Annotated in this window: 12 protein-coding genes; 10 read left to right on the forward strand and 2 right to left on the reverse strand. The window is 70.4% G+C overall.

Annotated elements, in window-relative coordinates; genetic code table 11:
- Window positions 1-58: 58 nt before the first annotated feature.
- The gene (locus tag SSMG_RS11475; RefSeq protein ID WP_009075871.1) at window positions 59-499 is read right to left on the reverse strand and encodes a PPOX class F420-dependent oxidoreductase; all 441 of its coding nucleotides are present in this window, start codon (window positions 497-499) and stop codon (window positions 59-61) included.
- Between the two features lie 77 nt (window positions 500-576).
- On the opposite strand from SSMG_RS11475, the gene SSMG_RS11480 reads away from it, so the two are divergent.
- The 9 genes from SSMG_RS11480 (at window position 577) to SSMG_RS11520 (ending at window position 13,546) form a co-directional block, all read left to right on the forward strand.
- Entirely contained in the window at window positions 577-2,040 is a 1,464-nt protein-coding gene (locus SSMG_RS11480; RefSeq protein WP_037713358.1) for a hypothetical protein, read from the forward strand.
- The gene (locus SSMG_RS11485; protein WP_009075875.1) at window positions 2,040-2,843 is read left to right on the forward strand and encodes a hypothetical protein; all 804 of its coding nucleotides are present in this window, start codon (window positions 2,040-2,042) and stop codon (window positions 2,841-2,843) included. Before SSMG_RS11480 ends, SSMG_RS11485 begins: the two co-directional genes overlap by 1 nt.
- Window positions 2,844-2,943: 100 nt before the next feature.
- On the forward strand, window positions 2,944-7,410 hold the full coding sequence (locus SSMG_RS11490; RefSeq protein ID WP_009075877.1) for a hypothetical protein: 4,467 nt from the start codon (window positions 2,944-2,946) through the stop codon (window positions 7,408-7,410).
- A 248-nt stretch (window positions 7,411-7,658) separates the two neighbouring features.
- Window positions 7,659-8,936, forward strand: a complete 1,278-nt coding sequence (locus SSMG_RS11495; RefSeq protein ID WP_037716954.1) for a winged helix DNA-binding domain-containing protein — start codon at window positions 7,659-7,661, stop codon at window positions 8,934-8,936.
- Between the two features lie 815 nt (window positions 8,937-9,751).
- Entirely contained in the window at window positions 9,752-10,753 is a 1,002-nt protein-coding gene (gene gap / locus SSMG_RS11500; protein WP_037713361.1) for a type I glyceraldehyde-3-phosphate dehydrogenase, read from the forward strand.
- Window positions 10,754-10,758: 5 nt separating this feature from the next.
- On the forward strand, window positions 10,759-11,973 hold the full coding sequence (gene pgk, locus SSMG_RS11505) for a phosphoglycerate kinase (protein WP_037713364.1): 1,215 nt from the start codon (window positions 10,759-10,761) through the stop codon (window positions 11,971-11,973).
- The gene (gene tpiA, locus SSMG_RS11510; RefSeq protein ID WP_037713368.1) at window positions 11,974-12,759 is read left to right on the forward strand and encodes a triose-phosphate isomerase; all 786 of its coding nucleotides are present in this window, start codon (window positions 11,974-11,976) and stop codon (window positions 12,757-12,759) included.
- 135 nt (window positions 12,760-12,894) lie between these two features.
- Entirely contained in the window at window positions 12,895-13,125 is a 231-nt protein-coding gene (gene secG, locus SSMG_RS11515) for a preprotein translocase subunit SecG (RefSeq protein ID WP_033292761.1), read from the forward strand.
- Between the two features lie 76 nt (window positions 13,126-13,201).
- Window positions 13,202-13,546, forward strand: coding sequence for an RNA polymerase-binding protein RbpA (locus tag SSMG_RS11520; RefSeq protein WP_009075886.1), 345 nt, complete (start codon window positions 13,202-13,204; stop codon window positions 13,544-13,546).
- 549 nt (window positions 13,547-14,095) lie between these two features.
- Here the strand turns inward: SSMG_RS11520 and SSMG_RS11525 are convergent.
- On the reverse strand, window positions 14,096-15,313 hold the full coding sequence (locus tag SSMG_RS11525; RefSeq protein ID WP_009075888.1) for a sensor histidine kinase: 1,218 nt from the start codon (window positions 15,311-15,313) through the stop codon (window positions 14,096-14,098).
- Window positions 15,314-15,838: 525 nt separating this feature from the next.
- On the opposite strand from SSMG_RS11525, the gene SSMG_RS11530 reads away from it, so the two are divergent.
- Complete coding sequence (locus tag SSMG_RS11530; protein WP_009075889.1) at window positions 15,839-16,498, forward strand: GntR family transcriptional regulator; 660 nt, start codon at window positions 15,839-15,841, stop codon at window positions 16,496-16,498.
- The last annotated feature ends 32 nt before the right edge of the window (window positions 16,499-16,530 follow it).

The following is a 16,530-nucleotide window of genomic DNA, read 5'->3' on the forward strand; positions in this document are numbered from 1 at the left end:
TCGCGGCATTACGCTCCGCAGCGGATGCCGCGGAACGCTGTCCGAGAGGACCGGCGGGTCAGAACCCGGCGATGTCCGCGCGCGCGATCACCTTCGTGATCCTCGCCCGGACGAGGGATTCTTCGGGGACGGCGTTGCGCTTGCCGTAGGCCGGGCCGTTCTCCTCGCCCATGTACCGCGCGCCGAGGCGGGTGGCCCACTCCAGCATTTCGTCGAAGTCGTGGTGCAGTTCCGCCTCGGCGGTGAACTGGACGTACGAGAACGGCGGGAGCTGGTCGTCCACGGCGAGCGAGATCCGCGGGTCGCGGCGCAGGGCCTTGCCCTTGAGCGTGTCCGTGCCGGTGGTGAAGATCAGCTCGTCGCCGTTCGGCCCCTCGTTCAGCAGGAACCACACGGGCGTGACGACCGGGGCTCCGTTGGCCCGCACGATCCCCAGCTTCCCGGTCCGCGTGCCCTCGCTCGCGAACTCCCACCACTCCGCCCTGGTCATCTCCCGCATAGCCGCCACGCTACCCGTCCGCGTGTGCGGGCGCTCGGACAGGCCGACTAGCCTGACCTGCTGTGCGATACGACGAGATGGGCGCCGCGGGGCTCGCCGACGAGGGGCTGACCCGTCGGCTGAAGGCGCTCGCCTGCACCGCGCCGTTGCACGACCTCGACGCGCGCAAGGCGAAGCTCGACTGGGCCGACGCCACGGTGTACCAGATGGCCGAGATCGCGCTGCACACGATCGACCAGGTCACCATCGCGATGGACTTCGACACCGGGGCCGGGCACGACCAGGTGATCGACCGGCTGCTGCCGTTCATCTCGCTGCAGGCGCCGTCGCGGATGCCGGACGAGCACGTGCGCGTGGCGAAATGGGTGCTGGACAACCTGATCAACGTCGGCACCACCGACCGCGGCTTCCGGCGCGTGTACGGCTCGCTCGGCCCCGGCGGCTACCAGCGCCGCCAGTTCGACTTCAAGCTGCTGGTCGAACTGGCCGCGCCGGACGGCGAGGTGTACCTGCGCGCCACCGACGAGGCGATCAACGTGCTGGTCGGCGCGCTGGACACGGACGTCGAATCGGCGCAGATCGCGGCCGAGGTGAAGCTGGAGAACCTGATCAACCGCGGCCGCCTCGCCGACGCGAAGCTCGCCGCGGAGCAGGCGCGCTACCGCACCGTGCAGTACGGCGAGACGCTGCGCGCGAAGCTCGACGCGACCCGCCGCGACGTGCGCGCGGTCGACTGGGAAAGCGAGGTGCCGGAGCTGATCGAATCGGCGCTCGGGCACATCGAGTCCCGGTTCCGCGCGGAGAACGCGATCCTGAAGAACATCACCACCGCGCGCGACGAATCCGAGGATCCCGACCACAAGCGCCGCGCGGCCGAGCTGGTCGACATCGTCGCCGACTGCATCCGGCGGCACACCCGGCTCCAGTCGCGGCTGGCCGACGCGGGCGCGGTCTTCCGCGCCGAACAGGACCGCCAGCAGTTCTCCGGACCCCCGCAGCGGGCCACGATCGACCTGTTCGGCCAGCTCCTGATGCCGACCCTCGGGCTGCCGCTCGCCGACGCGACCGCGCCCGCCGAGCACTTCTTCCACGCGGTCGCGGGCATCGCGACGCCGGTCGTGCCGTCGCTGTCCTCGCTGGTGTCGCTGCTGCTGCGGCCCGCCCCGGAGCGCGACCAGCTGGTCGGCGAGGTGCCGGAGCCGGAGCTGGTGCCCGCCGAGGTGACCGACCGGTTCGGCGACGACGTGTGGCGGCTCGCCGACGAACTGCTCGACCTGCCCGACGTGCCGCGCCGGCTGTCCGGGCTGCTGGAGGACGCGCGCCGCTCGGGGCAGCCGAACCTGGCGTCCCTGGTCGCGCTGCGTGCGCTGCACGCTTACAGTCCCGAGGTCGGCGCGGCGCGCCGGCAGGGGGAACGCCACGTGCTGCTCGCCGTCGACGACGGCACCCTGCTCGACGACCCGGAGTTCGGCGGCGCGGATCTGCTGCTGTCCACCGCGGAGGTCGAACGGGCGGACGACGAGACCGAGGAGGTCGCCTGATGCCGGTGACGCACACGAGCGTCGACGCCGAGGCCGCCGCGCGCCTCGTCGCGTTCGGGATGCGCCCGAAGCAGCTGCCCGCCCGCGACGTCGTGTACGGCGAACTGGTGCGCCGCTACGGCGAGGACAACGCGTTCAAGGCGCTCACCCACGCGGTCGCGTCCGGGCTCGGACTGATGGTGCTGGAGGTGACGCAGCAGGCCGGCTGCGTGCTGGCGGCCACCGACGAGTCCGTCTTCGAGATCAAGATGGACAGCTATGCGCGGCAGGCCAAGATCCGTGAGCGGCGCGAGACGGAAAAGGTGCTGCACGGCCTGATCCACCTCGCAACGGCTGCGCTCGGTTACCCGCGGCCGGACGACCTGGCCAACGACACCTACATCGGCCGGGTGAGCGTCGAGCAGGTCGACGCGATGGTCCGCGAAGCGGCGCGCGTCCTCGACGAACGCGCGCAGCTGGCCGAGGCCAACAACGACCCGCTGGCCGACGCGCCAGAGCTGGAGCAGGCGTGGCGCGCGTACGCTCGGCGTCCGGCCGCCGCGGCGACGAAGGACGGGCGGATGGCGGCGGACACCACGCGCGGCATGGTGTCTCGGGCGCTGCGTTTCCTTGCCGACCAAGGCTTTCTGGTGCCGGTGAGCGACGAACAGGGCGGCACTTACCGGACGACGCCGCGGTATCAGATCCAGGTGCGCGAGCTGGCCGCGGACGCCGCGTTCGACGATCTGCTCGCACTCGACGTCGTCGCGGTCGCCGGACCCGGGGGAACGCTGCGCGCGACGGCCTCGGACACGCTGCAGTGAGGGAAGCGAAGTCCGTGAGGGGAACCCTGAGGGAATCAGAGTCCCTCAGGGTTCCCCTCACGGACCGGCAGGCGGATCAGGCGCGGTAGAGGGGAAACGGATGTACGAGCTTTCGCGGGTCCGCCTGCATTCGGTGGGCCCGGCGGGCGCCCGGTACCAGGACGTGGTGCTGGACTTCAGCGGCGTCGGGGCCACGATCACCGCGCCGAAGCAGGACGCGCTGTTCTCCGCGGGCATCCACGCCGGCGGCCCGGTGCGCCGCCCGTCGCCGGCGAGCGTGCTGTTCCTGGAGAACGGCGGCGGCAAGTCCGTGCTGATCAAGCTGATCTTCTCGGTGATGCTGCCCGGGCGGCGCCAGGTCGTCGGCACCACGAGCACGAAGGTGCTGGAGAAGTTCGTGACGGCCAAGGACGTCGCGCACGTGGTCCTGGAATGGCTGCACGTCGAGACCGGCCAGCGGGTGATCACCGGCAAGGTGTCGGAGTGGCGCGGGCACGTGACCTCGGCGGATTCGGAAAACCTGGTCGACTCCTGGTACTGCTTCCGCCCGACCGCCGACCTCGGCCTCGATTCGCTGCCGCTGACCGAGGACGGCAGGCTGCTCACCATGTCCGGGTTCCACGACCGGATCGCGGGCGCGGCGATGGCCGAACCGGAGCTGGAGCTGTTCTGGACGCGCCGGCACCACGAGTGGACCGGACGGCTCGACCAGCTCGGCCTCGACACTGAGTTGTTCCGCTATCAGCGCGCGATGAACGCGGGCGAAGGCGAGGCGGCCGACGCGTTCCAGTTCTCCACCGACGAGGCGTTCGTGGAGTTCCTGCTGCGCGCGGTGCTGTCCGAGGACGAGCCGAAGGACCTCGCCGAGGTCGTGTCGACGTATGCGAACAACCTTGCGCAGCGCGGCGATCTCATGGCGGAGAAGGAATTCGTCGAGGGCGCGCTGGAACTGCTCGGTCCGCTGGCCGAGGAAGAGGGCGTGGCCGCGGCTTCGCGGCGGATCGCCGAGTCGGCGCGCGAGGACCTCAGCGAGCTGGCCGGACGGATCCACGCGCGCAACGAGCTGGAGAACGCGCGGCTGTCCGGGCTGGAGGAGCACGTCGAGGAGGTGCGTACCGCCGAAAAGCTGGCCGAGGGCGACCATCGGCGGCTGACCGCGGGCGTCACCGAGCTGCGGCGGCTGGTCGCGGTGCTGCGCCTGGAAGAAGCGCAGATCGAACGCGAGCGCGTCGACGGCGAGCTGGCCGAGGCGAAGACTCAAGCGGAAGCGTGGCGCGAAACCGCGACTGTGCTGAACCGGTTGAACGCGGCGCGCAAGGCGAAAGACCTGCGTGAGCTGGTCGGAAACCGTGAGGAGAAGGCGAAACCTGCGTTGGCCGCGCGGGATGCTGCGGCGGCCGCGTTGGGGCGCGGTTTGCTTTCGCTGGCGCATGATGCGCAGCGGCAGGCGGACAAAGCAGAAGCGCATGCGGACGCGTTGCGTGCGGAGGCGGAGAAGGCGCAGACCGAGCGCGACGAGGCGGCGAACCTGGCTGCTGGCCGTCGGGCCGAGGCACGCGGGCTGTCGTCGCGGATTGCCGAGCTGCGCGAGGAAATCTCCGAATCGGTCCGAAGTGGACTGTTGCCTTCGGGGGCGGATGTCGCCGAGGCGGCGCGGTCCGCGCGGGCGGAAGCCGAGGCCGCGGCGGCGGAATCCGTCCGCCGGGAACAGGAACTCGACCGGGTCGGCGAGGATCTGCAGGCGGCGCAGCGGTCGGTGAACGAGGCGCACCAGCTCGCCGGGTCCACTCAGGACCGGCTCGTGCGCGCGGCCGAAGACCTCGAACGCGCGCACCGGCGGACCGACGCGCTGGCGGCGGAACCGCGGTTGATGGAGCTGCTCGGCGCGGACGACGTCAAGCTCGAGAGCGACCTTCCGGTGCTGCTGCAGCGGTTGCGCGACGCGAGCGCGGCGGTCGAGAAGGAGCAGACCGCGTTGCGGATGGAGGAATCGGCCGACGAGCGGGCGCTCGCCGCGCTCGGGTCGGGCGGTCTGCTCCCACCGCCGGAGGACGTGCAGGCCGCGCTCGACGCGTTGGAGCAGGCCGGGATCACCGCGTGGTCGGGCTGGCGTTATCTGTCCAAACTGGACTCCGTGCGGCGCGACGAAGTGCTGGAACGGATGCCGCAGCTCGTCGCCGGAGTGCTGCTGAACGACGCGGCGCAGGTGAAGCGGGCGCGCGAGGTGCTGGCGGCTTCCCGGCTGTTGCCGAGTGCGGTGATCGCGGTCGGGACCACGGACGCGTTCCAGGCCGCCGATGTTCCGGCTGCTTCGGGGGTCGAGTTCCTCGTTCCTCCGAACCCGGCGATGTACGACGAGGAAGCCGCCGACACCGAACGCGAGGCCGTGGCGCAGCGGCACGCGGAACGGCAGCGCCGGCTGGAGCAGCTGTCGGAGTCGCTGGCCGCTGACGGCGCGTTGACCTGGAAGCTCACCACCTGGCGCGAGGACTATCCGGCCGGGGCCATCGGAACGCTCGCGGAGCAGGCCGAAAGCGCTCGCGTCGCCCGCGAGACGGCGCAGACCGCGCTCACGCAGGCGGAGGCGGAATTCGCCCGGTTGAGCGAAAAAGTCACTGCTTTGCGGGAGCGAGTTCCCGCGTTGCGCGCCGCGGCCGCGGAAGCCGAGGAGAAGGCGCGTCGGCTCGGCGAACTGGCCACTCGGGCGGCGCGCGTCGCGGAGTGGACCGAAGAGGTCGAGCGGGCAACCGAAATCGCGGAGCGCGCGGAGACGTCGGCGGCCGAAGCGTCGGCCCGCGCGGCGCGGTTGCGCGAGCAGGCGGCGGAGGAACAGCGGACCGCAGACGGGCACCGGCGCACGGTCACCACCGCGCGGTCCGAGCTGGCCGAGGTGCCGGGCGCGGCCGAGTTGCCGGAGGACGTCGAAGCGCCTTCGGAACCGGTGGACGCGTTGCGGCGCACCTTCGCGTCGGCCTCGGAGGCGTACGCGAAGGTCGAGGTCGGCAGCGATCTCCGGGCCGAGCTGGAGCAGGCGGAATCCGCTGAGGCGGCGGCTTCTTCGGCGTTGGAGGCGCTGGACGAAGAGGTCCGGGTGCGCGCGGCGGCCTTGCTGGAGACGCCGGACGGTTCGGACGCGTCCACCCGGGCGGCGGCGCTGGCGCGGGCGCGGCGGGTCGTCGACGCGCTGGAGGAAGAACGCACTGAAGCGATCGGCCAGGTGTCGACGCGTCGCGCGGAGCTGGATGTGCTGCCGCTGCAGACCGGCGTCGCGTCTCCGGCCGAGCGGCCGCGCGACATCGAGCACGGTCTCGAACTGATCGACGCAGCCTCGCTGGAAGTGTCCGCGGCGGCTCGGAAGTGGGAAGAGCTGCAGGAACGCCGGGCTGCGGCGGAAGCGACGCTCGACGCGGCGAAGGCTTCCGCTTCCGGCTTCGGGTTGCTGTCGGAATCGTTGGCGCACTTGCGTTCCGAGGAGCCCGCGGACGCGTACGACGGCGATGTCGAGTCCGCGCGGACCCGCTACAACCAGCTCAACACGGTCCTGAACGACGCGCAGTCGGCGGCGGATTCCGGCGACCGGCGGGTGCGCGCGGCGGCGGACCAGCTGGCGCAGTACGCGACCGAAAAGCGGTTCGAAAAGCTCAGCACGCCGGTGCGGCAGCAGGTGATTTCCGTGAAGCGGGACCAGCTTCCCGCGCACGCGGCGGAATGGAGCGAGGCGCTGCGGCCCCGGCTGCGGACGCTCACCGACGACCTCGCGCAGATCGACCGGCACCGCGGCGGCATCATCACGCGGCTGCAGGGGATGGTCGAAGGCGCGTTGCGCACCCTCCGGTCGGCGCAGCGGGTCTCGCGGCTGCCGGACGGGCTCGGCGACTGGTCCGGCCAGGAGTTCCTGCGGATCCGGTTCACCGAGCTGGAAGACCATGTGCTGGCGGAAAAACTGGGCGAGGTCGTCGACGAGGCGGCCGCGGGCAAGACGGCCGACGGCCGCGACGTCAAGCGCGACGGTCTGTCGCTGGTGCTGCGCGGCGTGCATGTGGCCGCTCCCAAGGGATATCGCGTCGACATGCTCAAGCCGGACTCCGTGCTGCGCACCGAACGCCAGCGGGTGTCCGAAATCCGCGACGTGTTCTCCGGCGGCCAGCAGCTGACCGCGGCGATCATCCTGTACTGCACGCTCGCCGCGCTCCGGGCCAACAACCGGGGCAAGGCGCGCAACCGGCATTCGGGCGTGCTGTTCCTGGACAACCCGATCGGCCGCGCCTCGGCCGGGTACCTGCTGGAACTGCAGCGGGCCGTCGCGGAGGCGCTGGGCGTGCAGCTGATCTACACGACGGGCCTGTTCGACGCGGGCGCGCTGGCGGAATTCCCGCTGATCGTGCGGCTGCGCAACGACGCGGACCTGCGGGCCGGGCGGAAGTACCTGTCGGTGGACGCGACGATCCGGAACTCCCTCGACGACCTCGGGGATCCGGACGGGGTCGCGCGGCTTTCGGCGACGCGGATGTTCAGCCGTACGTCTCCTTCGGTGGATTCGTCTGCCGAAGAAGAACAACCGGCCTGACGGTCTGACTGGCGCGCGGTTTGCCTTGGACGGCACACCGCGCGCCGAGACCCCGTGAGCTGACGGGCACGTACGCCAGCCCCTGTCCGCCTGCCGCTTTGGTGTCCAACGCGGTCACCAGACTGCGGGTCGCGCCCCCCGAACCGGCCCCGGCCTGGTTCCGCACCGCCCTGCTCGCCGGTTTGTCCTCTTGACCAGCACTTGTGCGATTTCTGTCGGACCCTCCTGGTAGGAATCGAGTCGTGAAGATGACCCTCGCCCAGCGCCGGGCCCGCCTCGGCGTACGCCACCACCTGGCGGCGCGGACGACGACCGTCGAGGAAGCAGTCGACGGCGTCGTCGCGCTGCACGCCACCGATCCCGCCTCGGTCTACCTGTCTTCGTGGTCGCGCGTGCACGCGATCTCGGTCGCCGATGTCGAGGAGGCCCTGTACTCCCGGCGCACCCTCCTGCGCTTGCTGGGCATGCGGCGCACCGTGTTTGTCACCGATGTCGCCACCGCCGCCCAGGTTCAGGCGGCTTGTTCCTACGACATCGCCGCGCGTCAACGCCGCCTGCTGGAAAAGCAACTGGGCACCCTGGGTCACCCGGGCAACGTCCCGAACCCCGCGGCTTGGCTGGACGAGGTGATGGCGAGCGTAGAAAAAGCCTTGCACGCCAGGGGATCGGCGACCGCCCAGCAACTGGCGGACGACGAACCGCGCCTGCGCCAGCAATTGCTGATGTCGAAGGGAAAACCGTACGAGTCGATCGGCAACGTGACCAGCCGGGTGCTGTTCCAGCTGGCCGCGGAAGGGCACATCGTGCGAGGCCGCCCGCGGGGGAGTTGGCAAAGCACGCAGTACTACTGGTCCCCGCTGACCGACTGGCTGGCAGAAGGTGCCACCGGATCTGGCCTTGACGACAACCCGGGCCGCTCCACCGGCGGTGCCGGTTCGAGCCATTCCGATGCCCGGCGAACTCGCCCCGCCCCTGGCACCGCTGACTGGCCAGCCCTCTCCGAAGACGAAGCCCGAACCGCCCTGGCCCGGCGATGGCTGTACGCCTTCGGCCCCGCCCCGATCGCCGACCTCCGATGGTGGACCGGCTGGAATGCGGGTCAAACGAAAAAAGCGCTGGCCGCCATCGGCCCGGCAGAGGTGGACCTGGACGGCGAACCGGCAATCGCCCTGCCCGACGATCTCGCCCCGGTCCCCGCTCCCGACCCGTGGATCGCCCTGCTCCCCGCCCTGGATCCGACCGCGATGGGCTGGCAGTCGCGAGACTGGTACGTCGGCCCGCACCGCGCCGCCTTGTTCGACCGCAGCGGCAATATCGGCCCCACGGTCTGGAGCGACGGCCGGATCGTCGGAGCCTGGTCCCACCGCCCGTCGGGAGAAGTCGCGGTCCGTCTGCTGGAGGACGTCGGGGTCGAGAAGACCTCCGCCGTGGAGGCGGAGGCAGCGAGGCTGAGCGAGTGGCTGGGGGAGGCGCGAGTGGTGCCGAAGTTCCGCACCCCGGCGGAGAAGGAGCTGTCTGGATCGTAGTGCGCCGGGCAGTCCGTCGGCCGCAGCCTGAGCCAGTCCCGGCGAGCCTCGGAGCCATGTTGCCTCCGAAGACCCGCCTCCCATCCCGCTGGCTCCTGCCTCCGGTCCCTTCTGGCAGTCCGTTCGGCCGTGGCGCCCTGCGCCAGTCTTGCGAGCTTCGGATCCAGGCCGCCTCCGAACGCTCGCTTCCGACCCCGCCTGACGCCCGCCTCCGGCCCTTCTGGCAGTTCGTTCGGCCGCTGCGTGCTGCACCGTCCGGTGAGCTTCGGAGCCATGTCGCCTACGAAGACCCGTCTCCGTTCCCGGCTGGCGGTTCGGCCGCTGCGTGAGTCCCGGCAAGCACCAGATCCAGCCGCCCCCGAACACCCGTCTCCGACCCCGCCCGATCCCAGTCGCCGCGTCGTCCCCGCGGCCTCTTCCTCGCCCCGTCGACCCCGACCGGACCTCCGGAACCCGCCCCGCCCGCCGCGCCTTCCCCGGCAGCTCCGCCCGACAGCGTGAACCGGGGCACCAAGACCGATCAAGCGAGTGGTCCGCTCCGGCCCCCGCCGCCCGTGGGAGCGCCCGCCCCGTTTCGGGGCCTCACCCGGCTGAGCTGGGTTCTTAATCGATTCTTGACGTCCCCGGGCAGTGGTGGAAGTCTCGTCAGGGCAGTCCGGGGCAACGGCGCCCGCACGCTAGGGTTGCGCCGAAACCGGAAGTCGCGGAAGCGCTCTCCGGGGCGGGCGTCCCGGACGAGAACTTCAGCAGTGTCCAACCCCACGGCCGGCGGCCGGCGCGCCGCCGCCGTGATCAACACCAGAGGAGTGGCAGCAGTGACCGTTCGCGTAGGTGTCAACGGCTTCGGCCGGATCGGCCGCAACTTCTTCCGTGCCGTGAAGGCGAGCGGTCACGACATCGAGGTCGTCGCGTTCAACGACCTCGGCGACGTCGCCACCATGGCCCACCTGCTCAAGTACGACTCGATCCTCGGCCGCTTCCCGGGCGAGGTCAGCGTCTCCGACGAGGGCATCGTCGTCGACGGCAAGACCATCAAGGCCCTCGCCGAGCGCGACCCGGCGAACCTGCCCTGGGGCGACCTGGGCGTGGACGTCGTCGTCGAGTCGACCGGCTTCTTCACCAACGCCGACGCCGCCAAGGCGCACATCGCCGGCGGCGCGAAGAAGGTCATCATCTCCGCGCCCGCCAAGGGCGAGGACCTGACCGTCGTCCTCGGCGTCAACGACGACAAGTACGACGGCTCGCAGACGATCATCTCGAACGCGTCCTGCACCACCAACTGCCTCGGCCCGCTGGCCAAGGTCCTCAACGACGCCTTCGGCATCGAGCAGGGCCTGATGACCACGATCCACGCCTACACGCAGGACCAGAACCTGCAGGACGGCCCGCACAAGGACCTGCGCCGCGCCCGCGCCGCCGCCCTGAACGTCGTCCCGGCCTCCACCGGCGCGGCCAAGGCGATCGGCCTCGTGCTGCCGGAGCTGCTCGGCAAGCTGGACGGCTACGCGCTGCGCGTCCCGGTCCCGACCGGCTCGGCCACCGACCTCACCGTCACCCTCAAGAAGCAGGCCACGGTCGAGGAGATCAACGCCGCCTACCAGGCCGCCGCCGAGGGCCCGCTGGCCGGCATCCTGAAGTACTCGGTCGACCCGATCGTGTCCTCGGACATCGTCACCGACCCGGCGTCCTGCATCTACGACTCGCCGCTCACCAAGGTGATCGGCAACCAGGTCAAGGTCGTCGGCTGGTACGACAACGAGTGGGGCTACTCCAACCGCCTCGCCGACCTGATCAAGCTCGTCGGCTCGAAGCTCTGAACCAGATGAGCGTCAAGAACCTCGACGACCTGCTGGGCGAGGGCGTTCAGGGCCGCTACGTGCTCGTGCGCAGCGACCTGAACGTCCCGCTCGACGGGTCGGCCATCACCGACGACGGCCGGGTCCGGGCCGCGCTGCCGACGATCAAGAAGCTCGCCGACGCGGGCGCCAAGGTCGTCGTCACCGCGCACCTCGGCCGCCCCAAGGGCGAGCCGGACCCGAAGTTCACGCTCGCGCCGGTCGCCAAGCGGCTGGGCGAACTGCTCGGCTCCGAGGTCCCGCTGGCCGGCGACCTCGTCGGCGAGTCGGCGAAGACGCTGGTGGCCGGACTGGCCGACGGTGGCGTCGTGCTGCTGGAGAACGTGCGCTTCGACGCGCGCGAGACCAGCAAGGACGCCGTCGACCGCTCCGAGCTGGCCGCTGAGCTGGCCGCGCTGACGCCGGGCGGGGCGTTCGTCTCCGACGGCTTCGGCGTCGTGCACCGCAAGCAGGCCTCGGTCTACGAGATCGCCGCGGTGCTCCCGGCGTACGCGGGCGGCCTCGTGCTGGCCGAGCTGGACGTGCTGAAGAAGCTCACCGACGACGTCAAGCGGCCGTACGTGGTCGCGCTCGGCGGCTCGAAGGTGTCCGACAAGCTCGGCGTCATCGCGAACCTGCTCACCAAGGTCGACCGGCTGCTCATCGGCGGCGGCATGGCGTACACGTTCCTCAAGGCCAAGGGCTACGAGGTCGGCACGTCGCTGCTGCAGGAAGACCAGCTGGACCAGGTCAAGGGCTTCCTCGCCGAGGCCGAGAAGCGCGGCGTCGAACTGGTGCTGCCGGTCGACGTGCTCGCCGCCGAAGGCTTCGCGGCCGACGCGGCCCACGAGGCCGTCGACGTCACCGCGATCCCGGCCGACCGCATGGGCCTCGACATCGGCCCGCGCAGCGCCGAGCTGTTCGCGCAGAAGCTCGCCGACGCGGCGACCGTCTTCTGGAACGGCCCGATGGGCGTCTTCGAATTCGAGGCGTTCGCCGGCGGCACCCGCGCGGTGGCCGAGGCGCTCGTCAAGAGCGACGCGTTCACCGTGGTCGGCGGCGGCGATTCGGCCGCGGCGGTGCGGCAGCTGGGCCTTCCCGAGGACGGCTTCTCGCACATCTCCACCGGCGGCGGCGCCTCGCTGGAGTACCTGGAAGGCAAGGAGCTGCCCGGCGTGGCGGCGCTGGAGGGGAAGAACTAAGTGGCACGCAAGCCCCTCGTGGCAGGCAACTGGAAGATGAACCTCAACCACCTCGAGGCCATCGCCCTGGTGCAGAAGATCGCCTTCGCGCTGCCGGAGAAGTACTACGCGAAGGTGGACGTGGCGGTGCTGCCGCCGTTCACCGACATCCGCAGCGTGCAGACCCTGGTCGACGCCGACAAGCTCTCGCTCACCTACGGCGCGCAGGACCTGTCGCCGCAGGACTCGGGCGCGTTCACCGGCGACATCTCCGGCCCGATGCTGGCGAAGCTGGGCTGCAGCTTCGTCACCGTCGGCCACTCGGAGCGGCGCGCGATCCACGGCGAGACCGACGAGCTGGTCAACAAGAAGGTCAAGGCCGCGCTCAAGCACGGCATCACGCCGATCCTGTGCGTGGGCGAGGAGCTCGAGATCCGCGAAGCGGGCGAGCACCTCGAGCACACCCGCAACCAGCTGGTCGAGGGCCTCAAGGGGCTCAAGGCCGAGCAGGTGCAGGCCGTCGTGATCGCGTACGAGCCGGTCTGGGCGATCGGCACCGGCAAGGTCGCGACCGCCGCCGACGCCGAAGAGGTCTGCAAATCCCTGCGCGGGACGCTGTCGGAGAAGTACGGCGACGAGGTCGCCACCGCGGTCCGGGTGCTCTACGGCGGCTCGGTGAAGTCCGGGAACGTCTCCGAGCTGGTGGCCGCGGACAACATCGACGGCGCGCTGGTCGGCGGCGCGAGCCTCGACGGCGAGGAGTTCACCAAGCTCTGCGCGCTCGCCGCCGGTGGCCCGCTGCCCTGATCGTGGGCACTACCGGGTAGCCTGTGTGTTCGGTCCGTCACTAGAGCAGTGGACGAGTCCAGGGGTACGGTGAAGATCCGCACGTGTGCGGGTCCGGCCGTACCCCTGCATGCTCCGACAAGCACAGAGGATGACATGAAGCTGTTCCTGCAAATCCTGTTGATCGCCTCCAGCGTCCTGCTGGTGGTGGCCGTGCTGCTGCACCGCGGCCGGGGCGGCGGCCTGTCGTCCCTGTTCGGCGGCGGGATGCAGTCGAGCCTCGCGGGGTCCAGCGTCGCCGAGAAGAACCTCGACCGGATCACGCTGCTGCTCGGGGCCATCTGGCTGATCAGCATCGTGGGTCTCGGCCTCCTGCTCAAGGTCTGACCGGGTCCCCGGAAGGGGACTTGCGATCGGCGTGCCTATTGGGGGGCGCGCCGCCGATTCCAACGGGTGAGGATTCATGGTTGGCGGTAACGCGATTCGCGGCACCCGCGTGGGTGCCGGTCCTTCGGGCGAATCGGAGCGGGGTGAATCGGCGCCACGGCGCCGGGTGTCGTATTGGTGCGCGAACGGGCACGAGGCTCGCCCGTCGTTCGCGATGGACGCGGAAATCCCCGACGAATGGGACTGCCCGCGCTGCGGGCTCCCGGGCGGTCAGGACGAGCAGAATCCGCCCGCCGCGCCTCGTACCGAGCCGTACAAGACGCATCTGGCTTACGTGAAGGAACGCCGCAGCGACGCCGACGGCGAGGCCATCCTCGCTGAAGCGCTCGAGCGCCTCCGCCAGCGCCGCGAATTGATCTGAGGCACGGTTCTCCGGGACCACCGGCTTCCCGTCCGCGAGGGCGAGGGGTCGGTGGTTTTTTAGTTCCCGGGGGGTTGGCGTTGGCGGGGAAGGTTCAGACCACCTGGGGAGCGGCTCAGCCGGGCGGAGGGACTCTGACGACGTCAGGGCGGGACTGAGTCCGCGGGGACAGGTCTGGACCTCTGCGGGACAGCTGGCAGGGATGCTGCGGTGCGGACGACGTGAACGGTGCGGTTTCGTGGGGATGGTTTACGGCGGTCTGGTCCTCTGCGTGGTCTCTCGGGCGGACGGTTGACCGGTCCAGGCCGATTTCGCGCATCAGGGCCCGACCCGGGGACAGCGGGGACTTCGTGGCCGGAAAGCCCTCCCCTCCGGCCTGCCCGGGCCGAATGAACCGAGCCGGGCCGCCGGAGGTGGTGGTGGTCTGGACCTCTGTGAAGCGGGCTTCCGTTGCCGAGCCGGACATCCGCGGTCCGGACCGGCGCCGATCCCCTTCGGATCGCTGACCCGATGCGGCCGGGACTCTTAACCGGTCCAGACCAATCCGCCTCAGTCCGACGAGACTCGGCGATCCAGCGGATACCGCGCCCGCACCCGGAATCCGCCGTCCTCCGTCCCGGACGTTTCGAAGCTTCCGCCCAGCAGCCGGGCGCGTTCGGCGAGCCCGGTGAGTCCGTGGCCGCCCGACGGGAAGGCTTCTCCGGCGCGGCAGGCGCGGGCGTTCTCGACCTCGATGTCCAGCGCGCCGCTCGCCGCGTGGATGCGGATGGTGGCCGTCGCGCCGGGGGCGTGCTTGTGGACGTTCGTCAGGCATTCCTGCACCGTCCGGTACGCCGCCGCCGAGACCTGGCTCGGCAGGGTGTCCGGGAGCTGCTCGACGGTCAGCTGCACCGGGACGTCCGACGTGCGGATCAGGTGGTCCAGTTCCCCTATCCCGGGGCGCGGGCCGTCGTCGCCGGAGCCGGAGCGCAGGACGCTCACCAGCGAGCGCAGTTCCTCGAGCGTCCGCGTCGACAGCTGGCGGATGACCTGCGCCGTCTCCAGCGCCGGGCCTTCCTTGGCCTGTGCCTGCAACGCGCCGGCCTGCATGGCGATCAGCGTGATCTGGTGGGAAACCACGTCGTGCATCTCGCGGGCCAGCCGGGTGCGTTCCTCGGCGCGGACGGCGTCGGCGTGGAAGCGGCGTTCGCGGTCGCGGCTCTTCGCCAGTTCGGCCAGTTTCGCCGAGATCTCCGCGCGCGCCCCGATCAGCAGGCCGATCGCGATCGGCATTCCGGCGACCAGAACGCCGTAGATCCCGTCCAGGACGTGCTCGCGCCAGCTCAGCTCCGAGAACTCCTGCAGCGGCCACCGCACGAACCGGCAGGTGAAGACCAATCCCGCGCCGACCCAGGTCTGCCAGTGCAATTGCCGCCGCGTCGCGAGCATGCCGAGGTTGAGCATCGACGCCAGCTGCGCCCATCCGGCGAAGAACCCCGGCGCCGCGGCGAGCACCGCGAGGAACGGGAAACGCCGCCGCACCACGACCGCGAGGCACGCGGCGGCCGAGAGGTAGAGCGAATACGGCTGTGCTTTCGGTGGCACGACGAGCCAGACGTCGAGCACCGCCAGCAGCACGACCACCGCCTCGACGGCGATCGTCGCGACGAGGGGCTTCCGGAACACAGCGAACGCCCCGGTCAGGTTTACGCGCCTGGCCCGCCGGGCGGCTCCCGCGGCGGAGCTGCTCATCGAGATGCCAGGAATCGAGAGTCCCTCAGTGCTCATCGCGGCGACCCCATTCGTCTTGTGGACTTAGTGATGAGATGCTCCGGCCACCCGATCGGGACGCGCGGCGGTGAACAAATGTGCGGATGCTAACGGGAACGTGTGTGTTGACAGTAAGTTTCACCCAGAGTGGTTTTTGTGGTGTTCTAATCTCCACAACTGCTCCAACAGGATGAACGATGCGCAGGTGACATCACCGTGTGTCGATCACATCACCTTATGTTCACCATACGGCGGTTCCCACATACTGGTGAGCCGCTTTTTGGCCCAGTGTCAGTTGGTCCATTTGCCGTCCAGGTCGACGCTGGATCCGCGCCACGCGTACAGGGGAGAGATCACCCATGCGGGTGGGTGGAAAGTGTCGCTGCGCAGTCGAAGGTCGCCGCTGCTGGGGGGCGAAGCCCGGCGCCCGGGGAGGCGCGCGAGCGCGGAGCTGGCGGACCCGAGTTCCTCCGCCTGGAAGCGATGCCTCGTCGACGAAAGCTTTAATGATCGATGATGTGAAGGATTGTCTATCCTGACGGCATGAAGCAGATGCTGTCCGAGCAGATCTACGACCGGGTCCGCGACGCGATCATGCGCGGCGAGGTCGAGCCGGGGCAGGCGCTGAAACCGCAGGAACTGGCGGCGCGGTACGAGGTCAGCCTGGCGGTGGTGCGGGAGGCGCTGGTCCGGCTGGTCGGGGAGGGTCTGGCGGAACGGCTGACGAATCGCGGGTTCGCCGTGCCCACGCTGGCCGATCAGCGGTGGCAGGAGATCATCGAGGCGCGGCAGACGGTCGAGCCCGCGATGCTGCGGCTGTCCGTCGCGCGCGGGGACCTGGAGTGGGAGACGCGGGTGCGCGCGGCGGGGCACCGGCTCGCCCGGACGCCGATGTATGTGCCGGCCGAAGGCAGCTACTACTCCGCTGCTTGGGCGGAGGCGCACCGCTTGTTCCACCGCACGCTGCTCGACGGCTGCGGGAACGCCGTGCTGCTGGAGAGTTTCGACCGGATGTGGCTGGCGAGCGAACTGGCCCGCCGGTGGACGGTGCACCCGGCGTACCGGCTGCCGGTGGAGGATGTGATCGCCCAGCACGAGGAGTTGGAGCGGGCCGCGCTGAGCCGGGATCCGGACGAGGCGGCGGGGCTGTTGATGGACCACCTGGCGGCGACCGCGGCGGTGCTGACGGGCGCGGGGGAGTAGCGGGATTCCGTTGGGGCGCAACGGAAAACGCT

The sequence above is a fragment of the Streptomyces sp. AA4 genome (assembly GCF_000158875.1).
Classification (GTDB): domain Bacteria; phylum Actinomycetota; class Actinomycetes; order Mycobacteriales; family Pseudonocardiaceae; genus Amycolatopsis.

Coding starts and splice junctions, on each gene's coding strand:
- pgk (WP_037713364.1), top strand. CDS start 10,759: ATGAGCGTCAAGAACCTCGACGACCTGCTGGGCGAGGGCGTTCAGGGC.
- SSMG_RS11475 (WP_009075871.1), bottom strand. CDS start 499: ATGCGGGAGATGACCAGGGCGGAGTGGTGGGAGTTCGCGAGCGAGGGC.
- SSMG_RS11490 (WP_009075877.1), top strand. CDS start 2,944: ATGTACGAGCTTTCGCGGGTCCGCCTGCATTCGGTGGGCCCGGCGGGC.
- SSMG_RS11525 (WP_009075888.1), bottom strand. CDS start 15,313: ATGAGCACTGAGGGACTCTCGATTCCTGGCATCTCGATGAGCAGCTCC.
- SSMG_RS11520 (WP_009075886.1), top strand. CDS start 13,202: ATGGTTGGCGGTAACGCGATTCGCGGCACCCGCGTGGGTGCCGGTCCT.
- SSMG_RS11485 (WP_009075875.1), top strand. CDS start 2,040: ATGCCGGTGACGCACACGAGCGTCGACGCCGAGGCCGCCGCGCGCCTC.
- SSMG_RS11530 (WP_009075889.1), top strand. CDS start 15,839: ATGAAGCAGATGCTGTCCGAGCAGATCTACGACCGGGTCCGCGACGCG.
- secG (WP_033292761.1), top strand. CDS start 12,895: ATGAAGCTGTTCCTGCAAATCCTGTTGATCGCCTCCAGCGTCCTGCTG.
- SSMG_RS11495 (WP_037716954.1), top strand. CDS start 7,659: ATGACCCTCGCCCAGCGCCGGGCCCGCCTCGGCGTACGCCACCACCTG.
- SSMG_RS11480 (WP_037713358.1), top strand. CDS start 577: ATGGGCGCCGCGGGGCTCGCCGACGAGGGGCTGACCCGTCGGCTGAAG.